23 protein-coding genes are annotated in these 25,948 nt (G+C 45.8%); 9 read left to right on the forward strand and 14 right to left on the reverse strand.

The features are described 5' to 3' along the window. Nucleotides 1–56: 56 nt before the first annotated feature. Entirely contained in the window at nucleotides 57–2,042 is a 1,986-nt protein-coding gene (locus M1D71_RS21505) for a beta-galactosidase (protein WP_458123587.1), read from the forward strand. 126 nt (nucleotides 2,043–2,168) lie between these two features. Here M1D71_RS21505 and M1D71_RS21510 read toward each other — a convergent pair whose 3' ends face one another. The 5 genes from M1D71_RS21510 to M1D71_RS21530 form a co-directional block, all read right to left on the reverse strand. Next, the gene (locus tag M1D71_RS21510; protein WP_458123588.1) at nucleotides 2,169–3,308 is read right to left on the reverse strand and encodes a DUF4179 domain-containing protein; all 1,140 of its coding nucleotides are present in this window, start codon (nucleotides 3,306–3,308) and stop codon (nucleotides 2,169–2,171) included. Then, the gene (locus M1D71_RS21515) at nucleotides 3,298–3,846 is read right to left on the reverse strand and encodes a sigma-70 family RNA polymerase sigma factor (protein ID WP_458123589.1); all 549 of its coding nucleotides are present in this window, start codon (nucleotides 3,844–3,846) and stop codon (nucleotides 3,298–3,300) included. The genes M1D71_RS21510 and M1D71_RS21515 overlap by 11 nt, the downstream gene beginning before the upstream one ends. Before the next feature lie 178 nt (nucleotides 3,847–4,024). Further along, complete coding sequence (locus tag M1D71_RS21520) at nucleotides 4,025–4,348, reverse strand: hypothetical protein (protein ID WP_458123590.1); 324 nt, start codon at nucleotides 4,346–4,348, stop codon at nucleotides 4,025–4,027. 39 nt (nucleotides 4,349–4,387) lie between these two features. Next, on the reverse strand, nucleotides 4,388–5,107 hold the full coding sequence (locus M1D71_RS21525; protein ID WP_458123591.1) for a hypothetical protein: 720 nt from the start codon (nucleotides 5,105–5,107) through the stop codon (nucleotides 4,388–4,390). A 32-nt stretch (nucleotides 5,108–5,139) separates the two neighbouring features. After that, nucleotides 5,140–5,607, reverse strand: coding sequence for a DUF6386 family protein (locus M1D71_RS21530; RefSeq protein ID WP_458123592.1), 468 nt, complete (start codon nucleotides 5,605–5,607; stop codon nucleotides 5,140–5,142). 181 nt (nucleotides 5,608–5,788) lie between these two features. On the opposite strand from M1D71_RS21530, the gene M1D71_RS21535 reads away from it, so the two are divergent. Beyond that, nucleotides 5,789–6,166, forward strand: a complete 378-nt coding sequence (locus M1D71_RS21535; RefSeq protein WP_458123593.1) for a PilZ domain-containing protein — start codon at nucleotides 5,789–5,791, stop codon at nucleotides 6,164–6,166. A 73-nt stretch (nucleotides 6,167–6,239) separates the two neighbouring features. Here the strand turns inward: M1D71_RS21535 and M1D71_RS21540 are convergent, their stop codons facing one another. Both M1D71_RS21540 and M1D71_RS21545 read right to left on the reverse strand, forming a co-directional pair. Next, nucleotides 6,240–7,583, reverse strand: coding sequence for a uracil/xanthine transporter (locus M1D71_RS21540; protein ID WP_458123594.1), 1,344 nt, complete (start codon nucleotides 7,581–7,583; stop codon nucleotides 6,240–6,242). 50 nt (nucleotides 7,584–7,633) lie between these two features. Beyond that, nucleotides 7,634–8,218: an ankyrin repeat domain-containing protein gene (locus tag M1D71_RS21545; RefSeq protein WP_458123595.1), complete on the reverse strand. Its 585-nt coding sequence runs from the start codon at nucleotides 8,216–8,218 to the stop codon at nucleotides 7,634–7,636. Nucleotides 8,219–8,375: 157 nt separating this feature from the next. Here M1D71_RS21545 and M1D71_RS21550 point away from each other — a divergent pair, with 157 nt between their 5' ends. Continuing rightward, on the forward strand, nucleotides 8,376–9,281 hold the full coding sequence (locus M1D71_RS21550) for a LysR family transcriptional regulator (RefSeq protein ID WP_458123596.1): 906 nt from the start codon (nucleotides 8,376–8,378) through the stop codon (nucleotides 9,279–9,281). A 72-nt stretch (nucleotides 9,282–9,353) separates the two neighbouring features. On the opposite strand, the gene M1D71_RS21555 is transcribed toward M1D71_RS21550, so the two are convergent. The 6 genes from M1D71_RS21555 to M1D71_RS21580 form a co-directional block, all read right to left on the reverse strand. Next, nucleotides 9,354–11,258: a beta-glucoside-specific PTS transporter subunit IIABC gene (locus M1D71_RS21555; protein ID WP_458123597.1), complete on the reverse strand. Its 1,905-nt coding sequence runs from the start codon at nucleotides 11,256–11,258 to the stop codon at nucleotides 9,354–9,356. Nucleotides 11,259–11,386: 128 nt separating this feature from the next. Continuing rightward, a complete protein-coding gene (gene licT, locus M1D71_RS21560) occupies nucleotides 11,387–12,238 on the reverse strand; it encodes a BglG family transcription antiterminator LicT (RefSeq protein WP_458123598.1) in 852 nt (283 codons plus the stop codon). A gap of 234 nt (nucleotides 12,239–12,472) precedes the next feature. Continuing rightward, entirely contained in the window at nucleotides 12,473–13,897 is a 1,425-nt protein-coding gene (locus M1D71_RS21565; protein ID WP_458123599.1) for a glycoside hydrolase family 1 protein, read from the reverse strand. Between the two features lie 191 nt (nucleotides 13,898–14,088). Further along, nucleotides 14,089–15,546, reverse strand: coding sequence for a glycoside hydrolase family 1 protein (locus tag M1D71_RS21570; RefSeq protein ID WP_458123600.1), 1,458 nt, complete (start codon nucleotides 15,544–15,546; stop codon nucleotides 14,089–14,091). 289 nt (nucleotides 15,547–15,835) lie between these two features. Next, nucleotides 15,836–15,952, reverse strand: coding sequence for an antitoxin Xre/MbcA/ParS toxin-binding domain-containing protein (locus M1D71_RS21575; protein WP_458123601.1), 117 nt, complete (start codon nucleotides 15,950–15,952; stop codon nucleotides 15,836–15,838). A 35-nt stretch (nucleotides 15,953–15,987) separates the two neighbouring features. Beyond that, a complete protein-coding gene (locus M1D71_RS21580; RefSeq protein WP_458123602.1) occupies nucleotides 15,988–16,128 on the reverse strand; it encodes a hypothetical protein in 141 nt (46 codons plus the stop codon). 148 nt (nucleotides 16,129–16,276) lie between these two features. Between M1D71_RS21580 and M1D71_RS21585 the strand changes: the two genes are divergently transcribed. The 3 genes from M1D71_RS21585 to M1D71_RS21595 all read left to right on the forward strand — a co-directional run bounded on the left by M1D71_RS21585 (nucleotide 16,277) and on the right by M1D71_RS21595 (nucleotide 19,063). Next, nucleotides 16,277–17,341, forward strand: coding sequence for a suppressor of fused domain protein (locus M1D71_RS21585; protein WP_458123603.1), 1,065 nt, complete (start codon nucleotides 16,277–16,279; stop codon nucleotides 17,339–17,341). Between the two features lie 71 nt (nucleotides 17,342–17,412). Beyond that, complete coding sequence (locus M1D71_RS21590; protein ID WP_458123604.1) at nucleotides 17,413–18,174, forward strand: LuxR C-terminal-related transcriptional regulator; 762 nt, start codon at nucleotides 17,413–17,415, stop codon at nucleotides 18,172–18,174. A gap of 109 nt (nucleotides 18,175–18,283) precedes the next feature. Further along, nucleotides 18,284–19,063, forward strand: a complete 780-nt coding sequence (locus M1D71_RS21595; protein WP_458123605.1) for a hypothetical protein — start codon at nucleotides 18,284–18,286, stop codon at nucleotides 19,061–19,063. A gap of 108 nt (nucleotides 19,064–19,171) precedes the next feature. On the opposite strand, the gene M1D71_RS21600 is transcribed toward M1D71_RS21595, so the two are convergent. Beyond that, the gene (locus M1D71_RS21600; protein WP_458123606.1) at nucleotides 19,172–20,923 is read right to left on the reverse strand and encodes an ABC transporter ATP-binding protein; all 1,752 of its coding nucleotides are present in this window, start codon (nucleotides 20,921–20,923) and stop codon (nucleotides 19,172–19,174) included. Nucleotides 20,924–21,065: 142 nt separating this feature from the next. Between M1D71_RS21600 and M1D71_RS21605 the strand changes: the two genes are divergently transcribed. From M1D71_RS21605 to M1D71_RS21615, 3 genes are all read left to right on the forward strand, one after another. Next, nucleotides 21,066–22,508, forward strand: a complete 1,443-nt coding sequence (locus M1D71_RS21605) for an ABC transporter permease subunit (RefSeq protein ID WP_458123607.1) — start codon at nucleotides 21,066–21,068, stop codon at nucleotides 22,506–22,508. Between the two features lie 36 nt (nucleotides 22,509–22,544). Continuing rightward, complete coding sequence (locus M1D71_RS21610) at nucleotides 22,545–24,056, forward strand: ABC transporter permease (RefSeq protein WP_458123608.1); 1,512 nt, start codon at nucleotides 22,545–22,547, stop codon at nucleotides 24,054–24,056. Between the two features lie 69 nt (nucleotides 24,057–24,125). Next, nucleotides 24,126–25,946 carry an ABC transporter substrate-binding protein gene (locus M1D71_RS21615; protein ID WP_458123609.1) on the forward strand — a complete coding sequence of 607 codons (1,821 nt, stop codon included), beginning with the start codon at nucleotides 24,126–24,128 and terminating at the stop codon, nucleotides 25,944–25,946. The last annotated feature ends 2 nt before the right edge of the window (nucleotides 25,947–25,948 follow it).

A 25,948-nucleotide genomic window follows, 5' to 3' on the forward strand; every position in this document is an offset into this window, starting at 1 on the left:
CTCCAATTAATATAGCATATAATCGCAATATATTGATAAATAAAGGAGATCACAGGATGACAATTAAGATAGGAATTGATTATTATCCAGAGCAATGGACTCCGGAGTTATGGGAGAAAGATGCCGTTCTTATGCAAGAGACAGGGGTTGCTGTTGTGCGAATGGCGGAGTTCGCCTGGAGCAGAATGGAACCGACCGAGGGTAATTATCAGTTTGAATGGTTGGATGCGGCTATAGAAGTATTCGCTTCGCACGGTATGGAAATTGTGTTATGCACCCCCACCAATACCCCGCCGAACTGGATGACAACCCGTTATCCGGATGTACTGCCCATGGATGAGCAACGCCACATCATCCGGCCAGGTGTGCGTGGACATCGTTGCAACAACAGCTCTTCCTTGAGAATGCTGGGCTCCAAATTTGTGGAAGCGATGTCACAGCGCTATGGTAAGCATCCCGCCGTCATTGGCTGGCAAATCGATAACGAGATGCATTATCAGGAGTGCCATTGTGATACATGTAATCGTGCATTTGTCGCTTGGCTGCAGAAGCGTTATTCCAATCTGGAGGAGTTGAACCGGGAGTGGGGTACGGTCGTCTGGAGTGGTGAGTACAGCAGCTGGGCTGAGGTAACAACGCCGCTCGGACCCAGCAAACCGATGAATCCTTCCTATCTTCTGGAGTACAAGCGGTTTTGTTCCGACAGCGTAGGCTATCTGCTGGGATGGCAGCTTGAGATTTTACGCCGTAACTGTCCAGATCAATTCGTGACGCATAACATGTGGCAATATCCGAATAGCCTGGACTATTATGATCTGCACAACGAATTGGACTTCGTCTCTGTCGATTATTATCCGAATGAGCTGTATCGCGATTATGGCGATCGGTTTCCGAGGAACGGAGCGCTTACGCTGGACTTGGTTCGCGGCATCAAACGCCGGAATTTCTGGGTAATGGAACAGCTCAGCGGAGCGCAGGGCGCATGGATGCCGATTCAGCGCACCCCGTATCCTGGACTGATCCGAGCTCGCTCCTGGCAGACAATCGCCCGCGGTGCAGATATGGTCGTCCATTTCCGCTGGCGGAGTGCAACCGTCGGAGCTGAACAATTCTGGCATGGGCTGATTGACCACAGCAATGTTCCTGGACGCAGGTTCAGGGAGTTCGCCGAGCTTACTCGCGAGGTGAACCAGTTAGGAGAACTGCTAGCCGACTCGACCATTGTTACCCAGGTTGCGATTCTGCATTCGCATGCTCAGCATACGGCGCTCTCCCTTCAGCCGCAGGCGGAAGGGGGAATGCACTATATAGACAACTTGTCCTCTATGCATAATGCATTTCTGAAAATGGGTATCGGTACGGACGTTATCAACTGGACCGAGGAACTTGACGGGTACAAGCTGGTCATTGTCCCTTCCCTCTTCCTGTTAAGTGAAGAAATAGCCCAGCGACTGGAGCGATTCGCAGCCAAAGGGGGGACCGTTGTCCTCACCAATCGGACTGGTGTGAAGAACATGAGGAATGTATGTGAGATGTTGCCTCTGCCGGGGCTGCTGGCGGAAGCGGCGGGTGTTGTCGTAAGTGAATATGATGCAATCGGCAACAGTGAGCATCGGATACGGAACGCGGAGGGCAAGACATTCGCTGCGAAGCAATGGTGTGATCTACTGGAACTGCGAGGTGCAGAGCCGATCGCCTGGTATGACAACGACTTTTACGAGGGTGTACCAGCGGTTACTGTCAATAAGTTTGGTGAAGGTGAAGTATATTATATCGGCACTTGGCCGGAACCATCGTATTTCTATCAGCTGTTTGAAGGCATATTGAAGGAAAAGGAATTGGCGCCCAAAATCCAGCTACCAGAAGGTGTCGAGCTGTCGATTCGAACGAAGGGGGAGCAAACTTTTCTGTTCCTGATCAATTTGACGAATGAGCAACGAGAGATTACGCTGGACGTTCCTTATCGCAGCTTGTTGACCAGCGAGAGATTGGATCAGAAGCTGACTCTTCCAGCTCTGGGAGTGGATATTCTAACTGTATAAGAGTAGCAGTTTTTCATATTTAAGAAGGGATGTCTCACAAGGCTTGCGACCTTGAGGACATCCCTTCTCTTATTCACTAACGTCCACCTAATCTGAATAAGAGTATTTCCCCTTATTTAGTTCATCTTATTTGATTTTGATTTCCAGTTCATCATTCTTGGCTTCCTGCAAATCATCATAGGCCTTACCTGGATTGCCACGAAGTTTTAATATCATCGATTGAGGATGATCTAGCTGATTGCTGTTGAAAGAATACATCATTCCATCTCCCGTTCCGCTCCCGTTTACCATGGCTAACTTGGTCTGCTTCCCGTCTTTAGTGGTAGTTATAATCTCGATAGGCTGGACTACCTCACTGATCAACAACCTCGTTTTGTAATCGATCTTTTGCTCTGGTTCATAGACAAATCTAACCCGAGTCACAAGCGGTGATATTTCCACTTCTGATAACATAACTTCATGACCTCCAACGGTAAAAGTACGATTAACGTTGATGATTTCCGTTTTGGGGATGGAAAACTTGGGATCCAGGGCGAAAGCAATATTCATTTTTTTGGAAAATTGATATTTACGTTCCTTTTCCCCGTTTTCTGAATATTCCACCACATCTGGAACAATAGAAGAAAGCTGGAATTGAAGATTCACTTGCTCCGGTAACGGTTTGTTGCGATTTCGCTCAAGTGTACTTCGACCATGAATGGTATGTTTATCATTCGAGAAGTGCACGCCTCCTATGTTTCCGTTATCAAGGACGTAACCTGTACTTGCATCCGTCATCTTGGTATTGACGATCGAATAAATCTCTTGCGGAGCATCCGTTCTGGCGGTATACAATATGGTTATCCTGTTCTCATCAGCCATAACCGCATTCACGGTAAAGTGATATATGCCTGATGTAACCGTCCGATCCACAAGTTGCACATAACCATTATTGAGTGCTGATGTAATCGTAGTCTTTTCCATATCGGTTGATATGTCACGAAAGGGCTCAAGTACTCCCCAATGGACTGCAGGCTCAGTATATGTTGCCGGTTGTTGCCCATAGTTTCCAAGCGGGCCCATAAGAAACCAACTCGCAGCCAGGGCCGTGACCAGCACTGCCGTGATCCATTTGATACGAGCGGTCCTACCTGATCGTCTTATTCTCGCCTTCGCGAGACCACGTTGAATTGCAGCCGTCGTGTCCGCCGGATTCCATTGCTGTTTCTCTCTTTTCACCTGATAGGCGTCTGCAAGAAGTGCTTTTTCCTCCGGGTTAGTGGTCATGCCAATCCCTCCTGTTCTTCATCAACTTGCGCAACTGCTGAAGTCCCTTGTGCTGCCAGGTCTTGATCGTACCTTCCGGTTTGCCGAGGATGGAGGCAATATCCGTCAGTGTCATGTCGTTATAATATTTCAGCAATAATACATGGCGATATTTCGGTTTTATTTTTTGCAAAAGAGATTCCATAGCTATTCGATTATCATCGACACTGATCATCCAAGACGCCGGAATGCTGTCCTCCAGATCTGCCTTCGCCAGAGGTGTCGCCCGCTTGCGGCGTCTCTGCTCATCGATGCAGACATAGATCAGAATCCGAATGATCCACGATTTGAACGCCTTCTCATTGTTCAGCGTACGACGCTTGATCCAAGCCCGGCACGTCATCTCCTGTACCGCTTCCAGCGCATCTTGCTGGTTACGCAGATAACTGTAGGCAATGGAAATGAGCGTATCTTGATGCTCCATAATGGATTGTACAAATGCCGTCTCGTCTTCGGTCTGTACATATATCCTCTGGTTCATCTCTGCTTTTGTTTCCACCCCGCATCCCTCCTTCTCTCTCTTTCTGTGGTATAAGACGGGTGAAAGAAGCAAACGGTTTTTATTATTTGCTCATCAAAAAAAGCTCCGCCATCATCATGAGGGAGCTTGATTACATAGGACTTCAGCCGAAGATAATCTGATTGACGTGTAATTTAGATACTTCATATCAACTAACCTACAGATTACCCGTTACTTCGATCCCTTCGGCCAATTGTAGATGAGTTCTTACCCAAGTGGTGAACTGATCCAAAAACACACGCAATTCAGGCTCTGCAACCACCTGTTGACCCGACTCTTCCGGAACCTCCACCCACACTTCCTTCATAACGGGATTGTCCCAGCAGGGATCAAGTTCCTTCTTCTCTTCTCCAGATCGAGGGTCAGTTAACGGGAACATTCGATCCAATGCCGGACGAATAAGATCAAAGTCTTCATTATATATGAACAGCATATCTTCCATCTCTACTTCGACCATAGTTCTCTTTGATCTTTTAGCCATATAGAATCCTCCTCCTGTTTCAGGCAAATCTCCTACATATCAGAGTTCAAACCAGATTTCTCCGCAGGAGGCTCCCTTAACGATCAGATTCATGGAGATGCCACAGCCAAAATCACTGATGTGCAGCATGCCTACCGACCATTTTGGATCAAGATATTCGTGCTCTAGCACATCCCAATCCTCTTCTTCATATACTTTAGCTACGGCTTCCAGTGACAATTCCTGTAAGTCATAGTATGCTTTTGCCCAATCAACGTAATCTTCCGGGTTCTTCTCCATATACCCCAGCAAAAAGTCCGCTCCACCTCTGGTGTCCGCTTTGTCTTCCTCGGCCATCGCCAGCTGAATCCAGCTACCAACCTTCCATTGCAAGTCGTCTCCTTCCTGCCACAGGCAAAAGGTGACATCCTCCAAGGCCAATGTCTCCTCATGATGCCGCAGAACAGCCATCAACTTCTCTGGCACATCGTCGTACATGCCCGGATAGATTTCTCCATCCTCACGAGCATGTGGGCTCAAAGGTGACTCATGATCGAATCCTTTGATCAACGTGCCCGAATGCGTAAACAATACATGCAGATGATCCCCTGCTCCATTATTAATACTCCCCCATGCCACACCAGGCTGAAGCACAGCATCATAACGGTGTACGCGTAGCCATTCTTCCTCGGAAAAAATGATGTCCAATGCAGCGAGTATCCTCATCCGTTTACGCAGAGCATCTGCATTCATCACTATTATCTCGTTCCAATCCTGCATATGAATCTCTCCTGTCTGTTCGCATATGTATATTACATCCGGATTAATTCATCCAGCGTGTTCTTACCCTGCATACTTGGTTTCATGAGAATCGAGATGCGACTGGCTTTTCTGGATATGATACATGCATAGTTTCCCGGCTTTAATCGAAACAGGACACCTTCACACGACTCATCCGGCTCCAGCTCACCGCCACTAACATCTTCTGCTGCTCCCAGATAGACGTTGCCCGACGGAACTTGCAGATGATACACACTTCCCTGTTCTGCTACGCAATCTGAATCTCGATCTGAATCTGCATCCTCCAGACTCCATTCGACCTCATATACTCCATCCGCACCCAGATTCAGGAACAGACAATGGCCTGCGTTCACCTCAGCCAGCTCATCCTCCGGAATGGACCACCAGTCTGAAGTGTCTTGGACCCGATGCCTCAACGCCGCCAGATCATACAGGCACAATGTTGCCGTATCTGTAACCATTTGAAATGTTCCTCGCATGTTCAACCGTCCCTTCGATCTGATTCAGGTCCGATATAGAACCATATCCCACCATTATATCAAGGCTCGTACACGTGTAAAAGGAACCCGGGGGCCAACTCTGCTTGCGCAACTCTTCATTTCTGGTTCCAAACGGTCGATATAAGCATAACTGACTTTTTTGAATTTGATGGAGGAAGCCATGTCAATTAACAATAGAAAAGAACCCTTTCGCTACACATTGAAGGAACCGATCAACTTTGAGATCTATATTCTCAGCATCAACGGGGTCATTGCACCACCGAAACCCATTCAGGCCGAGTTATGTGATATCAGTCGATCCGGCTGTCAGCTGTCATTTCCCCTGTCCCTTCCTGTAGAGAATAATGATATTCGGATTGGAATGAATATGTTGCTATTTGAAGACCCCCTATATATGGAAGGCACTCTCCGCTGGGGTCAAGAAAAAAACACCTCATGGCACTATGGTGTCCAGCTTGAGATTCAAGATGGTAACCAGGACCGTCTCTCCCGGGAGATGAGAATGCTTGCAGGACAAGGCAAAATTATTGTGAAATAGCCATATAGACCTGATAACAAAAAACACAAAAAAACAGCCCAAACAAGTTGGACTGTCCTATTATTTAGACTTTTTATGCCGCTTTACTGACTGTCGCTGGTTGTTCCATGTTGGACCAATTCACGGTTTTTTCAAGAACTAGTGAGACCAATACCCCAATGACAAGACCATTGCTTATAATCGGAATGAGATACATGGGCAAGGTTTGAAAGGCTTCAGCAGGAATATTCATGACAGCAACTCCAGTGAGAACCGGCAATGCTACACGATAGATGGTCTTAGAATTAAATGTCGTACCCTCAAGCGTTCTTAATGCCGTGCCAAACATCTGCAGATACGCTACAAACAGAACAGCACTGCCTACGCTTGGTGGTATTTGTGCAAAGAATGCCGTGATCGAAGGTGTAAGACCCATCATACATAGTAAGCCTGCTCCAATAATAAAGGCAGCACGGCGCAGGATACGAGTACTCTCCAGGAATCCGATGGAAGATGCAAATAAACCAAACGGTAGCACACCCACACAGGCTGATAGCATCGTGAACAGACCTGTTAGCGCGTATGAGCGTCGATACTGACGACTCGTCGTCCCTGTCCGGTATAGTTTCTCAACTGTGCTTAATGTGGTGATCGAATTCGTCATATTCACCAGCCCCACGAAGAAAGCAGTAATGACGATCCCCGGCTCCCATCTGGGTACTCCCCACGGAAACAGAGTGAGACCTGCTGGGTTCTGATTCGGCTGTCCGCCATGTTGTCCAGGAAACAAGAGACTATAGGCGATCCAGCCTGCCACAATCCCAATGAGGATCGCGTAGTTCCCCAGTTTCCCCCTCCCCTTTAATTGAATCCATGCCACCAGAAATGCAATGACAACGGATAGCGCGGCAACAGGCAGATCGAAGCGCCCAAACTCCGTATATCCAATCATGCCTTTGAAAAAGTTCATGGTTAATTGAATCGTCATCAGAAACAGCATGGCACTCTTGACCATGGGCGTAAACAGCTTTTGCAGCACTTGCGCTGCTCCCAGCCAGCCCAAAATCATCATCGTTAGTCCCGCTAACAGGAAACCTGCAGCCAGCCCACCACCAATACGCTCTAGACTCATACCCGCTGATGAAGCAGATACCGTCAAGCTTAGCGTTAGTCCCCACCATAATCCTGACGGACCATCCATGACCGCATACCGATGACCGAATATGGCTTGAAGCATACACACTGCTCCGGTAAGTATAAATGCGTGCTGCATGGAGGCAGCGATGGCATCCGGGGACAGATGAAAATTATGTCCAATGGATAGCGGAACAACAACGGTATTGGTAAAGAGGAAGAAAAACCACTGTATGCCTGCCAAAACCAGTGCAGATACGTCCTTCATATTCTTTTGTGAAAAATGCTCTTGATGTCTGTTCATTCGTTAGTAATATCCTTTCACTCTTCTGTATCATAAACGCATAAGTCTCTTCAGACTTGAGTTAGTAGTCGTTCCATGTCGGCATATTGATGCTGGCGCGCATGTTCGAGCGGTGTAATCCCGTCCCGATCCGCAATCTTTGGATCTGCACCATACTTCAGAAGCAGGGCAACAATCTGCTGATGACGCAGTCCACCATCCCCCAAAATGACCGCTTCCAGCAAGGCTGTCCACCCCAGATTGTTGATATGATTCACATTCACATCGCTGCGTGTCAGCAGAAGCTCTACAATGTCCACATGGCCCCGATCCGCTGCAGGAATAAGAGCTGTACCGCCGAATCGATTTGTTAAGCGGGTATCCGCACCCCCGGCAATAGCCAATTCAACCATGTCATACATACCCTCAGCACTCGCGTATAATAGCAGGTTGTCCAATCGTGCATCCTGAAGGTTAATGTCCGCTCCAGCGTCAACTAACATCCTTGCTGTGTCTATCTTGTTACCGTGTACGGCTGCCATCAGAGGTGTTCTCCCCAATGCATCCTTTTCATTCAACCGGCTACCTTGTGTGATATATCGAATGACCTCATCGGTATGCCCCGCTTGAGCGGCATCATGTATTGTTCTACCCACGTTGCTTCATCCTCCAATGTAAGGTCCTTCTACTGTTATTCATTCAGGTGTGCAAATCTAATGTATGGTAACATAAGATCGTAGTATATTAAAAATACATGTTTTGTTGGCTTTCCATACGAATTACATATACATTGCAAGCGAAGGAGAAAATCATTTGGATATCAAACAATGTCGCTATTTCGTTGCCATTGCCGAGGAAAAACAGATCACAGCCGCTGCCCGAAGACTGCACATGGCTCAGCCACCTTTAAGCCAGCAGCTTAAGTTAATGGAAGAAGAGCTCGGCGTGATTTTGTTTGAACGCAAAGGACGTATGATGGAACTAACACAGGCGGGTCGCAGCTTCTATGATTATGCAGTTACTTTGACCAAATATATGGAGGAAGCTGTAATGGAGATGCAAAGTTTCCGTCATGGCATCCGTGGCAAACTTGCGATCGGTATCAATACCATATCTGATCGTCTGATCCCGCAAGCACTTCAGCAGTTCCGCACCACACATCCACAGGTTACCTATAAAATTCAGCAAAATGAATCCGCACAATTATGCCGCCTGCTGGAAGATGGCAAAGTCGAACTCGCCTGTGTACGCATGCCTGTCCAGACAGAACGCTATGAAGTGCTGCACCTGCCACAGGAGCCGCTCTTCTACATTTCTTCGACACCACTAGAAAGCCCGACGGAGATGAGCCTAAGAGCGGAGATGGGGACTTACTTCGAACAGCTTACAAGCATCCCTCTACTGCTTCCAAGTACAGAGGGACTCGGCATGTTCGAGCTGATCCTGGACAGGTTTCGGGAGCACCAGGTTACCCCCTCCATCATGGGTGAATGCTCAGACATTAATATGTTGCTGGAGTTGGTCCGACTCGGCTTCGCCAGTTCCATCGTGCCTCATACGGTACTGCAGCTATACCAAGAGCACCCTTTCCACGTATATCGCATTCAGGATCAGCATTCCACGGTTGGCTCGGCGCTGGTCTGGCTACAGAACCGCTATCTGTCCAAGCCTGCACAACACTTTGTGCAATTGGTACAGGATATGCTTCCCGTGGTATAGAACTTGATAAACAAAAAAAGCAGCAACTTTACCGGAATGTAATCCGGTAAGGCTGCTGCTTCATTTTTATAGTTAAGCTTTAGCTGTGAACAACAAGTCTTTTTCTTTGATCGTAGTGCGACCAGCAGATTCAATGGTCTCATACTGGTGCATGTTCGTAATAATAACAGGTGTAATCGTCGTGTAACCGGCTTGTTCGATCTGTTCCCGGTCAAACTCCATGAGTACATCACCTACGGTTACCTTCGCACCTGCTTGAACTTTAGGAGAGAAGAATTGACCTTTCAGCTTCACCGTATCAATCCCGATATGAATCAGCATCTCTGCGCCTGTATCACTCACCAGACCAATGGCATGTCCACTCTTCGATAACGAGAACACAGTTCCGTTGATCGGAGAAACAACGCGGCCTTCAGATGGTTGAATCGCGAATCCTTTACCCATAATCTCTTCAGAGAATGCAGGGTCTGGAACTTCGCTCAGCGGTTTAACTTCACCTGTGATCGGGCTGAATACTTGCTCATCTTGTGCTTTTGCTTCTTCAGTTACAACAGAAGTCGTTGCTGCTGATTTTGCAGGCTCAGCTGCTGCTGGTGCTGCTGGCTCAGTTGCATTTTCTTCCTGGAACCCAAGAATGTACGTCAGTACTGCCGCAGCTACGATGGCAATCAAACCACCAGCCAGAGCATAGAGCAGTGTGCTAATTGCTGGACTGATAAATGCTGCCACACTCGGCAGACCTGCAAGTCCTGTAATAACGTATGATTTAACATTGAAGATCCCCATGAACCCACCGGCAATCGCTCCCCCGATAAGGGCTGCAATAAACGGTTTTTTGAACTTCATGTTAATACCGTACATCGCTGGTTCCGTAATCCCCATGACAGCCGTAAGACCTGTGGAATAGGCAAGGGATTTTGTTTTGCTATTTCTCGATCTGAGACCTACACCAAATGCTGCGCCACCTTGTGCCAAGTTAGCTGCAAACATCAGTGGAATGATAAAATCGTAACCCAGTGTTGTCATTGAACCTACAACGATCGGCAACAACGCATAGTGCATACCTGTAATGATAAGCAGTGACATCGTACCACCAATCAGAATACTTGCGAAGATGGACATGTTATCGAACAACCATGAAATACCACCGGACAAACCATTACCAAGAACTGTACCCAATGGACCTACTGTCATCAACGTCAGTGGAACCATAATCAACAGGGTAACTGTTGGAACAACCAAGAGTTTAAGTGAAGCATGTGTTACACGATCAACAGCTTTCTCTACATAAGAAGCAATCCAGATGGCGAGAATGATCGGAATTACTGTGGAGGAATACGTTGCGGCAATGACTTTAATGCCTGCAAATGTCGAATCCCCTTCAGCAAGTAACGCGGTAATCGTTGGATGCATAATACCTGCGGCAAGTGCTGCGCCAATGTACATATTGCTACCCAGTTTACGTGCAGCACTTATCGCCAGAATAATTGGCAGGAAGTAGAATGCACCGTCACCGATTGCGGACAAAATGATGTAAGTTGAGCTGGTATCGGACAACCACCCCAGGGCAACCAGGATAGCCACGATCCCTTTGATCATACCTGCACCTGTAATCGCTGGCAGAATCGGTGTAAATATTCCGGAAATGAAGTCGAACAACGCACTTACCGGATTTCTCTTTTTCTTCTCCCCAGTTGAAGCACTTGATGTTGCATTATCTGCGTTTGGAGATTTGGACATGTTGCCAACAAGTGCGTTATATACGATAGGTACATCGTTACCGATGATGACCTGGAACTGTCCACCGTTCTCCATAACACCCATAACGCCTGGTGTATTTTTTAGCGTCGCTTTGTCCGCTTTTTTGTTGTCATTGAGGTTGAATCTGAGTCTTGTCATACAGTGTGTGACTTGATCAATGTTCTCTTCGCCACCAACAAGCTTCAAAATATCCTTGGACAATTGTTGTGTATCCATTGTGTTTTGCTCCTTTTATGTGTAATGAAGGTTAAAAAAAAACCTAAACACTGAATAATGACAAAGCAGAAAAGCTTATCATTATTCAACGTTTAGGTTTTGCCTTTTTAGCAGTAACAATCCCAATTTTATTCGATTGGTTGTTCATTTCTGACAACTCGTTCAATATGAATGGTCAGATACAGTATTTCTTCCTTGGACAACACCCGATTATAGATCTTACGAGTATAGTCACTGATCCTTACTGCACATGCATGTGCTTCCGGATACTGCTTGCTCACCAAGTCATGAAGAGGATTATCTTCTTCTTTATCTTCAATCGCCATTCCTTGCAACACACGTTGGGCAAAGAACTTCAGATGAGTTAAAAATCGATAATAACTCAATGAATCTTCATCAAGCTCGATTACAAAACTACGTCTTACAATGTTAAGTATGTCCTTAACGATATTCGTAATGCTGATCGTTTCCCTCATCTCACCGTTCATCTGGGCATTAACCAGATGCATCGCAATGAATGCGCATTCGTCTTCGGGAAGCAGGACACCTAAGGTTTCCTCAATAATCTGTAGCGCCTTGAGTCCAATGGCATATTCCTTCCGGTACATGCGCTTGATCTCCCAAAACAGTGCGTTACGGATCTGCAATCCTTGACGATGTCGATCAATGGCAAAATGAATATGATCCGTCAGTGAAATGTAGATGCTCTCATGCAGCTTCTCACCCAATACCGTCTCGGCATAACGGATAATCTCATCCGAGCACTCGACATATTCAACCGGGATATCAGACAGAAGTGTTTTGAGTTTCTGTGATACTTCTTTACTTTCGAGCGAGAATATTTTTTCGACGAGACTCTCGTCTATCGATTCACCAGTATGCTTTTTGAAGGCAATTCCACGTCCCATAACGACCAGTTCGTTTCCTCCCGGATCAATCACGGTAACTACGTTGTTGTTCAGCACCTTCTCAATTTTCATTTCTTCACATCACCTTGCACCGTCAAAGTAGTAAAAGGCAAAACCAAAGCAGGTCACGAGATATGCCCTGCTTCTGGTTTTGCCTGATTGAACAGTAACAATCCAGTTATTCATTAGCCTTAGGCCCATCTTACCATATAATTATCCATATGACAATGTTTTTGTGAAAGCGGTTAATGTGCAATAATGTGACATAAGAAGGTGCATGTACAACCATGCTTTAAGAACTAATATTTACTCGTTGTTGTTCTTAAGACTTGCGCCATTCGTACCAATAACTTCTTTGTACCAGTGGAATGATTTTTTCTTGTAACGATCCAGTGTTCCTGAACCATCATTGTTGCGATCTACATAAATGAAGCCATAACGTTTCTTCATTTCGGCAGTTGAAGCACTCACCAGGTCAATACAGCCCCATGACGTGTAACCCATCACTTCTACGCCATCTTCAAGAGCTTCTCCCACCTGTACCAGGTGATCATTCAAATATTGGATACGGTAATCATCATTCACTGTTTTATTGCCCTTTTCGTCCGTAATCAGTTCATCTACTGCACCCAGACCATTTTCGACAATAAACAATGGTTTTTGATAACGGTCCCAGTATTTGTTCAGGGTTACGCGTAGTCCTTGCGGATCAATCTGCCAGCCCCACTCGCTCGCTTTGAGATAAGGGTTTTGCACACCTGCGAACAGGTTTCCTTTTCCTTCAACCCGTTTCTCGGGATCACCTGTCTCACAGATACTTACATAGTAACTGAACGAGATAAAGTCTACGGTATGCTTCAGAATTTCAGCATCGCCGTCTTCAAACTTAATATTGATATTATTCGCTTTGAAATAACGATTAATGTATTTCGGATAGTAACCACGTGCATGAATATCAGCAAAGATATCATTGCGCTGTTCAGCATGCATCGCTGCAACCACATCATCCGGATTCGGAGTCAACGGATACGTAGGCATGCTCAGTACCATGCAGCCGATTTTGGCTTCAGGCAAAATTTCATGACCCAGTTTAACAGCCAGGGCACTGGCTACCAGTTCGTGATGGATCGCTTGGTACAGATCCTGCTTGGACAGTTCTGCTTTTGGCGTGTAGATCCCGCCGCTCATGAATGGCTCCTCCAGAATGGAGTTAATCTCATTGAATGTCAGCCAGTATTTTACTTTACCTTTGAAACGGTTGAAAAGCACTGTTACATAACGCTCGTAGAACTCGATCATTTTACGGTTAACCCAGCCATCATATGTTTTGGACAAGTGCAGCGGTGTCTCATAGTGTGAGATCGTTACCAGTGGTTCAATACCGTATTTGTGACACTCATCGAACAGGTCATCATAGAATTGCAGACCTTTCTCGTTTGGCTCCAATTCATCGCCTTTAGGGAAGATACGGGACCAAGCGATAGATGTACGGAACACTTTGAAGCCCATTTCAGCAAACAGTTTAACATCCTCTTTGTAGCGATTATAAAAATCAATCCCGATCAGTTTCAGGTTGTCCTCTGTAGGACCTTCCGTTCTCGGCGTTGTAATCCCGTGAGGCATGACATCTTGAACAGATAGGCCTTTGCCATCTGTATTATAAGCTCCTTCAAGTTGGTTGGCTGCTACAGCGCCGCCCCATAGGAAATCCTTCGGAAATGGTGTAGTCATATCAATCATTCCTCTCTAATTAACGATATTTTCATTCTTTGTATAAATGCTTTACTCTATCCTTTGCCGACAGGAAAAAGCGGACAATCTCCAACTAAAAGGGTCATCAGGAATATTAGTTCCTTGAATGCCAACTTTCGTGTTAGGTTTTGCCCGCTTTTTATGCGGTAACAATCCTGAAAACGGGAGAACTACAGTTGCTCACCATTGCTTGCAATCACGTTTTTGTACCAGTCGAACGAATCTTTCTTGGAACGTTTGAGTGTTCCGTTACCTTCGTCATCCAGATCGACATAGATGAAACCATAACGTTTGGACATTTCGGACGTAGACATGCTCACAAGGTCAATCGGGCCCCATGCTGTGAATCCAATCAGATCCACACCATCTTTGATGGCTTCTTTCATTTGTTCAATGTGTTTTTTCAGGTAATCCACACGATAGGAGTCATGGATAGAACCATCTTCTTCAACACGGTCATATGCACCCAAACCATTTTCAACGATAAACAATGGTTTCTGGTAACGATCCCAGAAGTTATTCAGGGTTACGCGCAGACCGATCGGATCGATCTCCCAGCCCCAGTCGGACGCTTCCAGATAAGGGTTTTTCACGCCACCAGTCAGGTTACCTGCTGTTTCTTCCTTGTCTGCGGATGCAGATTTGGTTACGGACATGTAGTAACTGAAGGAGATGAAATCAACGGTATTGTTCAGCAAGATCTCATCATCGCCTGCTTCTTTTTGAATCACGATGTTGTTTTCTTCAAAATAACGAGCCATGTAGTTCGGGTATTTACCACGAGCATGCATGTCCGTGAAGAAGAGGTTGATCTGATTCTCATGTTGAGCCAGACGAACATCTACCGGATTACATGTTGCTGCATAAGTTTCCATACGAGCAAGCATACAACCCACTTGGGAACCAGGCATAATCTCGTGTGCAAGCTTCGTTACCAATGCACTGGCTACAAATTGATGATGCAGCGCTTGATATGTGGTTTGCAGCTTGTTGTCCACTTTATCGATCAGAATGCCGCCACCAGTGTACGGGCTGAACAGCATTACGTTAATTTCATTGAACGTCAGCCAGTATTTCACTTTATTTTTATAACGGTTAAACACCGTTTCTGCATAACGAACGTAGTGCTGGATCACTTCGCGGCCAGCCCAGCCATTATATTTTTGCGTCAAGCCTAGCGGAGTCTCATAGTGAGACAATGTAACGAGCGGCTCAATACCGTATTTCAACAATTCGTCGAAGACTTCATCGTAGAATTTCAAACCAGCTTCATTCGGCTCTTGGTCATAACCGTTCGGGAAAATACGGGCCCAGTGAATGGACAAACGGAAAACTTTGAAGCCCATTTCGGCGAACAACGCAATATCTTCTCTAAAGTGATGATAGAAATCAATACCAAAACGTTTCGGGAAACGTTCTTCAATTTTGCCGGAGAGAATCTCTTCGATTCGGGAAGAGGAAATTTCCATGGCATGTCCGCCTGTACGCTTCTCTTTCGGAACATGAGCGATCATGTCCGCTGTGGAGAGGCCTTTGCCGTCCTTATCGAATGCACCCTCCAATTGATTGGCAGCTGTAGCGCCGCCCCATAGGAAGTTTTCGGGGAATCCTTTTTTTGCCGTGGTCATGAACAACAACCTCTTTTCGAAATTTATTTTGGTTTTTCCAGGTAACGAACTGTAATTCAGAGCAGAAAACAAGAAAAACCTAAACTCAAGGTAAAATAGCACCAAAAAAAGGGGCTTTCATTTCACCATCAGTTTAGGTTTTGCCTGTCTTCACAGTTACAATCCATCAAAAGATGTTATTGCGTATTCTGTTTGTGTTTGCTCTTGTAATGTAAGCGTAACATATCTATTTTGCAAAATCAACTTCACTAGATTATATGATCGTTCTCACACTCTCTCCATCGGAAAATTAACGCGGCATACGCATAATGGCTGCCCTTAATGCCTGCGTTCCTTCCTCTGTTTTCAGGTACGTAGCGGGACTTTGGTCCCCTAAAGCCGTAATATCTTTCGCCAGCCATTCCAAAGCGTACTCCCCCATTTCACACCAAAGCACCCGACTTATATCCGCCGGAATCCCTTGTATCGCGCACGTTCTGCCCACGCGGGGTCCATCTTCTGTTCAAGTTCTTCAAACCGTTCGGAAAATGAGTCCCAGCTTGCCTGCTTAAACTCCCTGAAATAAACACCTTTCATACTCATGTAATTTCACTCCCCATATCGCCATTTGTAACCCTGTGGTCCTATTTCACACAATTCATCCTTAAGCCGCTTGAATCCACTCCTGTAACAGGTAGACTTAATTTTAAATGTTTTTTCGGGGAAAGAACAGTCAGGGAGGATTCAGAAAATGACTCACGAAGAAAATACATCCGGTTGGGATGCGATTGATAAAGCTATCGGTGATCTATACGGTGAACAAGAGCCACGACACTACGGTACTGCCCTTCCGTATATGCTCGGCGGACCTGATCCGCTTGATGGTATCAGCGTCTATGCTGTCGATAAACTTATGCATCATTGGCATTTTGTTACCTACGGTTTCTCTGAATTATATGAAAAAGAGATGCAGGATGCATCCAGGAGCGGGTATGGATTTGAACTCACGTTTCGTCTTACACGTAGTGAAGAAGAGACCGAACCACCTGCCTGGGCACTAAATCTATTACAAAATGTAGGACGATATGTCTTCAATAGCGGAAATGTCTTTCACGCAGGAGATTACATGGACGCCAATGGACCGATCTGCCTGGAGTCGGATACACTGCTGACAGCACTCGCTTTTATAGAAGACCCTGATCTGCCCGAGATATCAACACCTAATGGTTCAGTGAAGTTTATTCAGATCGTGGGTATTTCAGGTCGTGAACTGGAGATGATTCAAACTTGGAATACCCGTGGCTTTCTGTCTGCATGTTCCAGTTTCACGCCCAAATATGTAACAGATCTCATGAGAAATTCGTACGCAGATATCCCTTCGGTTATGCAGGCGGTCCAGCATGGAATTGAACAAGACGGGTCCAGCACAGCCTTTTTATTCATACAACAACTGGGTTGGGAGTCCCCACGCAAAAAAATACTACAAAAAACGGTTCCGGCCAAACTTCAGCTTGGAGCCAAACAGGCCGTTTTAATCGGTAACATTCTTCGCAGCCGAATATCAAAAGGTGAATCTCTGTCCTTGATCGGACCGGATATCAATATCCTGTTCGAAGCCGGAGAGTATCCTGCCGTGTCGGAATCAGATAGACAAATTACACTGACGGTGAACACGCAGATTGTTGAGGAGCTGGCACAGAACCTTCGCCCGATCGAAGGGACATTCGAGATTATTTCGTTAGATCATCTTCTTGTTCAGATTGTTAAAACAGAGATTAAGAACCAGGAAGGACACGTCATTCAAACGATTGGGTGAGAACACACCCTCAGATTCATTTAGAAGAACAACGTTTGCATTCAGCGATTGTGCAGCAAGGAGGAAACCACATGCCTGCCATTACACTTGCCTCACGGCACAATGAGTCCGTTACTCGCTCGCATGTAGCAGGAACGGCTCCGTTCGACTATTCACCAAAATCCAGTCTGGACAGGCTTCGCAAAATCAATCATTTCCTGATTCATGCATTCCAGAACAGTATCTCGGATATCAAAGAAAATTTAACGGGCACCTATCTTTTTCTACTCATAGATAAGGACGGTGTGTTACTCTCCATGGATTACAGTTCAGATCTTGAAGCTGTGGTGGAACATTCCCCTATAAGTCCGGGTATGATCTTCACCGCAAAAAGCTGTGGAGTCAACGCCATATCAGAAACGATGGATAACAATAAGCCTGTACTGCTGCTGCCCGAGCAGCATGAAAGTCCTTATTTTCAAAGCTGGCATTGTTACGCCACACCTCTGTTCATGGGATCACAACATTTCGGTTATCTGGATGTGTCCACCATTAATGCGGATATGCAGGGTGAATTGATCGCCATTGCCAAGCTAATTCCAGCGTACATCCAGAACTGTTATCAGAGTCAACAGACTGGTGAACTGTGCGACAAACCGGCGGTGGAGTTCACCGAGCGTCAGTTAACCATTCTGGAGATGATAGCCGGAGGCCTCACAGTAAAAGCCATTGCTTTGAAATTAAAGATCAAGGAATGCACCGTGAATCATCACAAAAAAGTGATTTTTAACAAATTAGGTGTGCAATCCAGCACAGAAGCTGTTTCAATTGCCAGCCGAATGTCTTATGTATAGATGACCCCTATAGATTCCTATAGGTAGTATATAAGAACGTTTGTGCTACAATTTAAGAAACAGACAACATGTAGAGAGAGAAACAAACACACACATTCAGGAGGGTAATATGACAATTCCAAAAAAAGCTTCTTTATTCGCCATGCTCATTATGATTTTGCTGGTAGCTGCCGCTTGTGGTGACAAAGCAGATAACACGGCTGCAACAGATGATTCTACTCCGACAGAAACAACAACTGGCACCGATGCTGACACAGCAAGTACGAAAAATACAGAGAACACAGAGCCAGCTGGCGAAGAGTCCAAGGAAACCGATAATTCCCAAGACGTTGAGCTGGGGACGACAGAAAAAGGTTCTTACACCAATGACTATTTCGGCGTATCTCTGAACTTCCCGGAAGCATGGGAGTTCCAGGATGCTGCAGGCATGAATGAGCTGACAAGTGCTTCTTCCGAAGCGATTGCTGGTGATGATGAAACGAAGAAGAAACAACTTGAACTGGGTCAGGCAAAAACACTGAACCTGTTGATGGCTTCCAAATTCCCACTTGGCGGTCAGGAAGTGAGTCCTTCCGCTTCGGCAGTTGCCGAAAAAGTCAGCCTGCTGCAGGGTATTCGTACAGGTAAAGACTATTTGGAAGCAGCTAAAAAATTTATGGTCGACAGCCAATTCCCTTATGATTACAAAGAGATCACAACCGAAACGATCGGTGGTAAAGAGATGGATCTGATGCAAATCACGATGGATGCAGGTGACGGTTCAACGGTTACTCAGGATTACTATAGTACGATTATTGAAGGCTATGCTTTCAACTTCATCTTCACTTACATGGATGATGCGACCAAAGCCGAGATTGATACCATCAAGAAATCGGTTCAATTCAAATAATGGCTTTTGATTACTGCCATTATACGAAGAACATATAACTCAACCCCGATCACGATCTATAGAGATCATTATCGGGGTTCTTTTTTTACTGAAAAAGGATGTCTTGCACTAACTAGATATGGCTACCCAGTGCCCTTCCGTGACTTCTACCCACTTGGAATGTTCCAGATTATAACGGTCCTCTACTTCAATATTCTCTCTTGTTGTTTGTTTTACAACATGTCTCTTTTTCTTCGCTTCTACGGCCGGATCAGGCACAGGGATAGCAGACAGCAATGCCTTGGTGTAGGCATGTTGCGGATTGGAATAGAGTTCTTCACTCTCTGCCAGCTCAACAATTTTCCCGTTATACATCACCGCCACTCGATCACTGATATGTTTAACCATGGACAAGTCATGGGCGATGAAGAGATACGTCAAGCCCAATCGTTGCTGCAATTCTTCAAGCAATTGTACGATCTGAGCCTGTATCGATACATCCAGTGCTGACAATGGCTCATCACATACGATGAATTCGGGTTCCACAGCGAGAGCTCGTGCAATACCGATCCGTTGTCTCTGTCCACCCGAGAATTCATGTGGGTAACGCTGCGCATGGGTGGGATCGAGACCTACCATCTCCAGTAATTCCTCCACTCGTTTCTCCCGCTGAGATGCAGTACCTGCAAGTTGATGAATATCAAGCGCTTCTCCAATGATATCCATAATCCTCATTTTGGGATTCAGAGATGCATAGGGGTCTTGGAAGATGATCTGCATATGTCTGCGCATCGTTTTCATCTCCGAAGCTGACAAGCGATTGAGCGGGACTCCTTTAAACAGTACATCTCCACCCGTTGGCTCATGCAAGCGCAGAATCGCACGCCCCGTGGTTGATTTTCCGCTGCCGGATTCCCCCACAACGCCAAGCGTCTCTCCTTGACGAATATGGAAGCTGATATCATTCACGGCCTTTAAGGTGTTGCCTTTCCCCAGATTAAAATGTTGTCTGAGCGATTTCACCTCAAGCAACGGCTGGTCATCTTCCAGATCTCTCGGGACTAATGATACAGGTTTCGGCTTTTTCTTCTGATCCAGACGTGGTAATGCATTCAGAAGTCTGATGGTATACGGATGTTTGGGGTTAGCAAAAATCTCTGTTGTTGTTCCGGTCTCCACGATCTGTCCTTCCTTCATAACAACAACCCGATCACACATGCCTGCCACCACACCCAGATCATGTGTGATCAGAATAATCGATGTACCCAGTTGGTCCTGCATATCTTTCATCAAATTCAGAATCTGAGCCTGAATGGTAACGTCAAGTGCGGTTGTCGGCTCATCGGCAATGAGCAATTCTGGGCGACAAGCAAGTGCAATACCGATCATGACCCGTTGGCGCATGCCTCCGGAGAATTCATGCGGATATTGGTTGTAGCGTATTTCACTCCGAGTTATCCCCACCCGTTCCATCATGGCAATAGCCTGCTTCTTGGCTTCCCTTTTGGACACCTTCTGATGTTTGATCAGACTCTCGGAAATCTGTTTACCCACTTTAATAGTCGGATTAAGAGAACTCATCGGGTCTTGAAAGATCATGCCAATATCACGCCCACGGATGCTTTCCATCTCTTTCTGTGTTTTATTCGCCAGATCGACCCCTTTAAATAGAATCTCTCCATTTTTCATCTGCGAAGGCGGGGAAGCAAGCAGCCTCATAATGGAACGTGCGGTCACACTCTTTCCACTGCCCGATTCACCTACAATGCCCAGCGTCTCGCCTTTGCGCACTTCAAAACTCACTTCTCGCACTGCCTGAAACTCACTCTCTCCAGAATGAAAAGAGACAGATAGATCGTTAACTTTCAATAAAGGTTCCATGTTATCACCAGCTCTCATCCGTTTTTCACATACACATATGTATACAATTATTACCTTGACAATTGTTTAGACCCTAAATAATATATACTATATCAATCGGAATAATGCAATTTAAACCTGAATGAAAGGAGGCACGCTTGGTTTGAATCTTCCAGAAGGCAGCAGACTCTCGCGGTTGGTGTACAATTTAAGTTTTATTTATGGCAAAATGCTGCTTCATCCTTCCTACCGATATGTTCTGTTCATTCTTGGATTACCGATCAATCTGGTCGTGTTTCTAATATGGCGTTCGAATCGAAAAAATGACGGCTGGGTAGCTGCCAGGCAGACGGCTGAGCAAGAATTGCTCGCATCTTCCTACCGGAACAAGCTTAAATTGGAAGTGGAAGATCAGCTGCGACGCAAACATCGTTTCTTCCAGCAACAGGTCAGTGAGGAAGAATTCAGACGTCAGACAGAGGAATGGTTGGAAGAGACGGTTCAGAAAGAGTTGAGGGAGCGGACTTCTCGCATACTTCAGGAACAGGGAAGTCACCGTCTAACGATGTCCGATACGTTCCGTTCGCTTTTGGAAAAACCGTGGTTTTTCAAGATATCCATTATTCCCGGCTGTCTGATGTATGGCATCCTGTTTTTGTATGGAAATCCTTATCTAAAGTACATATTTGAAAGAATACTGATGACGGTATTCGTCATTCTGGGTGTAGCAACACTCGTATTTACGATTTTGTATCTGTCTCCGTTCAACCCGGCAGCTAACATTCTCGGAGAGACAGCAACGCAAGAACAGATTGCAGCATTCAATCAGGTGTATGGCTTGGATCAGCCTTATCTTACACAGCTTTGGAACAATATTAAGGGAGTTGCTCTCTTCGATCTTGGCAAGTCTTTTGCGGGAAATGAAGATGTCACAGCAACGATTGCAAGGAAGTTTCCGATTACACTGACCCTCGCGGTCATCTCCCTGTTATTAGCACTTGTCATTGCATTGCCCATCGGTATCATCTCAGCGATTAAGCCTAATTCATGGTTCGATTATACGTTTATGTTTATCGCTCTGATTGGATTATCGATCCCGAATTTCTGGCAAGGACTCATTTTCATTCTGAATTTTTCAATCAAATTGCAGTGGCTTCCCGCTACCTTCAACCCGCAAAATTGGCTGTCGATCATTATGCCAACCATTGTGCTGGGCACGGGACTCACGGCTGCGGTGGCACGGATGACTCGATCTTCCACACTGGAAGTCATTCATGAGGATTATGTGATGACCGCCCGCGCCAAGGGGTTAAGCGAACGTCAGGTCATGCTGAAACACGCTGTACGCAATGCATTGATCCCCATCGTAACTGTGGTTGGACTTCAATTCGGAGCCATGCTGGGCGGGGCAGCGGTAACGGAGAAAGTGTTTAATATCAGCGGTCTCGGCAGTTACATTGTGGATAAGCAATTCATCCCCGATATTCCGAGTATCATGGGCGGAGTAATATACACAGCGATTACAATCTCCATTATCAATGTAGCGGTTGATCTGTTGTACGCTTTTATTGATCCAAGAGTGCGCTCCAAGATGAAACAATATTAAAGTGTGTGTTGAACTACCTCTTAAAGCAGGTGTACTATGACAAACTCATCCTTAACACAAGAAATGCGTTTCCGGCTTAAGTCTTCTCGAGAATACAGTCAGGCAAGCTTTGCCTGGATCACGTCCCTTCTCTTGACTGCATTATTGCTGTTCAACAGTTATGACTGGAGCGAGCAGGCGTTCAAACCATTTCTTCTAACGATACTTGGGATCTATGTATTCTTCACACTGGTCCAAAGTGTCATCACCCTTCGGATTCGGAAAGACTTGATTCGTACGGGTACGATCTCTACTCTGACCCGCAGGATCGCCTGGGTTCAACTGCTTGCTATCATTTCAGGCAATATATTTATCGTAACGGCAGCCTTTCATCTGATTCGAAAAGCTAGAAATGTGGAGTATACCTTTGCGGTGTATATGCTGTTAACCCAGTTGTTCGTGATCGGTGTATCCGCGTTAAATGTTTTCAAACCCTATGTGGCTGACAACTTTCTGCCGGCCATGGCGGTGCTGATATTTATTCTGGTCATTGACCTGGTCGTACTGATTATCGTATCCCGATATAACGCGACCTCTATCCTCCCTCGCTGGATGATAGGTGTCAGTGCAGTACTGATTCTGACCTCGATCACAGGTAATGTATTTGCACTATTGCTCGGCATTTCCATTATTGGACGAATTCGCAGACAGGGGAAACAAAAATCAAACTTCTGGAACGATCTGTGGGAGCGTCTTGCTCCGAATATGACTGCGATGTCCGGTTTGTTTTTCATCATTTTTCTGTTCTCGATATCGATTTGCAGCTTCTTTACCTTTGATTACAGCATGGCTGTGGAAAACAACTACTCCGCTCTGCTTCAACCTCCTTCCCTGGCGTACCCCTTGGGAACGGATGACTTCGGACGATGTTTATTTTCCCGGATTGTATTCGGTGCCCGGATCTCCTTGATCGTAGGTTGCATGTCGACCATCATTCCTGTGTTGATCGGCGGAGTCCTCGGAGCATTCTCCGGCTTCTACGGAAGACATACGGATAACATCATCATGCGGCTGCTCGATATTCTCTATGCCATTCCGGGTATTCTGCTCGCCATTGCGATTATTGCGGCGTTTGGAGCCAATACGGTCAATCTCATTCTGGCGCTAAGTCTTGGATCAATTCCAACTTATGCCCGTACCATGAGAGCCAGTGTACTCTATGTATCTACTTTTGAATTCGTGGAAGCTGCACGTGCACTGGGGTACAACAATCGTACTATTATTTTCAAACACATTATTCCGAACTCACTTGCGCCCATGATTATCAAATCCACACTCACGATCGGTGGAGCGGTTATCGCTACCAGCAGTTTGAGTTATCTGGGACTCGGCGTAGAGCCACATATTCCGGAATGGGGTAACATTCTGAAGCTCGGCAGTACATATCTGGAGACCCACTCTTATCTGGCGATTTATCCAGGCTTGGCTATTATTCTACTGGTTCTTTCTTTTAACTTTCTCGGTGACGGCCTGCGTGATGCGCTTGATCCCAAGCTGGAGAAAGCATAAACGATTCGTTGAACTGATACAGAAAAAAGAATTCACACATCACACATTCAAGATATGGAGGGTAATCCCATGAAAAAACGTACACTGATCTCATTGCTATTAATTCTCGTCATTGTGATATCTGGTTGCAGCGTAAAAACCAAGACGGAATCCCAGGCGGAAACCGCACCAGCGGACACAACAGAGACTGCACAAAAACCGGCAGACATTGAACTGCTCGCCATGAGTTCTTCCGAAAATGATGTAAACATTGTCCGCGACCAGCTGACCAAAAACGGCTTCAATGTGAAGCTGAACCTGCAGCCGGATTACGGCAGCTTCAAATCCCAGCAGGATGCAGGGAATTATGACATTGCCTTGTCCAGCTGGACAACGGTAACGGGAAATCCCGATTATGCGGTACGTTCCCTTTTCAAAACAGGTGGAGATTACAGTATCCTCGCCGATGGGGAGATTGATAAACTCATCGATCAGGCAGCTACCCAAACGCCAGATCAATATAAGGACACTTACAAACAATTGGAAGATCGCTTGGTAACTGACCAGGCTTATATCGCTCCTTTGTACATTTCCCTGAAAAGTCAGGCTGTGAACAAAGACATTCTGAATGTCGACACGGTTCGTCTCTCCAAATCCCGCGCCATGGCTTGGGAACCGATTGAATTCAACGACAGCTCCAAAAATGCCACAGACCCGTTGATTCTGACGCAAAGTGCATCCGTACTGACTTCCCTTGATCCCATCAAAGGAAATGACGGCTCCATCAACCAGTTGAATACCAATATGTATGTACGTCTCGTTAACTTGACGGATGACGATCAGCTGACAGCAGATGGATCACTGTCCCATAACTTCAGTATTGCTGAAGGAAATTCCGACTACTACTTCATTCTCAGAGACGATATCAACTTTGCGAAGATTGATAACAAAAAAGCTGTAGACACAGGAGAACGTGTGGGTGCAGATGATGTCATCTTCTCCCTGGATCGTGCTAAAAACAAAGATTCCGTTCCGGATCACCGGACATACACTCTGCATGAACACATCAAAGAAGCTGAGGTTGTAACGGATCTGAGTGCATTGCAATCTGTTAAACAATCCAGCGGCAACGGCACCATTCTGGAAGCATTGGAACAAGGATTGGGCACCAAAATTACAGAACTCGTGACTGACAAAACCAAAGCAGATAATAGTGCAGGTAAATATCAGGTGGTTAAACTGACAACAACTGAACCTTTCCCGCAAGTACTGAACTACTTGGCCCACCAATCTGCTGGCATCGTGTCCAAAAAACAGGTGGAGAGCATCAACACATATGATGTAGCTTCCTTTGACGTCAACAAAGATATTCCTTACGGTGATCAGAACACGGTGACTGAAGGCGCAGCATACAATAACACCCTTTATACTAGCGGACCTTATATTTTGTCTTATAAAAATGACTATGAAGGTGTATTCTTAAAAAATCCGGCCTACCGTAAAGGCACGGAAGATGAACCAAAAATTGCTCAGGTTAACGTCCGATTCATCGCGGATGCAGACAGCGCCCTCTCTGCTCTTCGCAGCAGTGAAATCCACTTATACTACGGTGTACCTGAAACCAAGTATGACATCATCGAAAATGACAGCAAACTGAAACTGCAAAGTCTGCCAAGTAACGCTGTCTCCTATCTGTTGTTCAACACGGCCAATCGTGAAGTTGCCAAGAGCAGTGACCTGAGAAAAGCCGTGCTGTACTCCATTAATCAGGATGAGATTTTGAGTTTCTACAAGAACAACAAACTCAAAGCATACTCCACAGTAAGCCCGCTCGTTCAGACCGGGAATGAATTGAAAGCTGATCCTGCAAAAGTAAAAGAACTCTTGAGTAACTATAACGCCTCCAAATAAGC

The organism is Paenibacillus sp. Z3-2, from assembly GCF_054161325.1.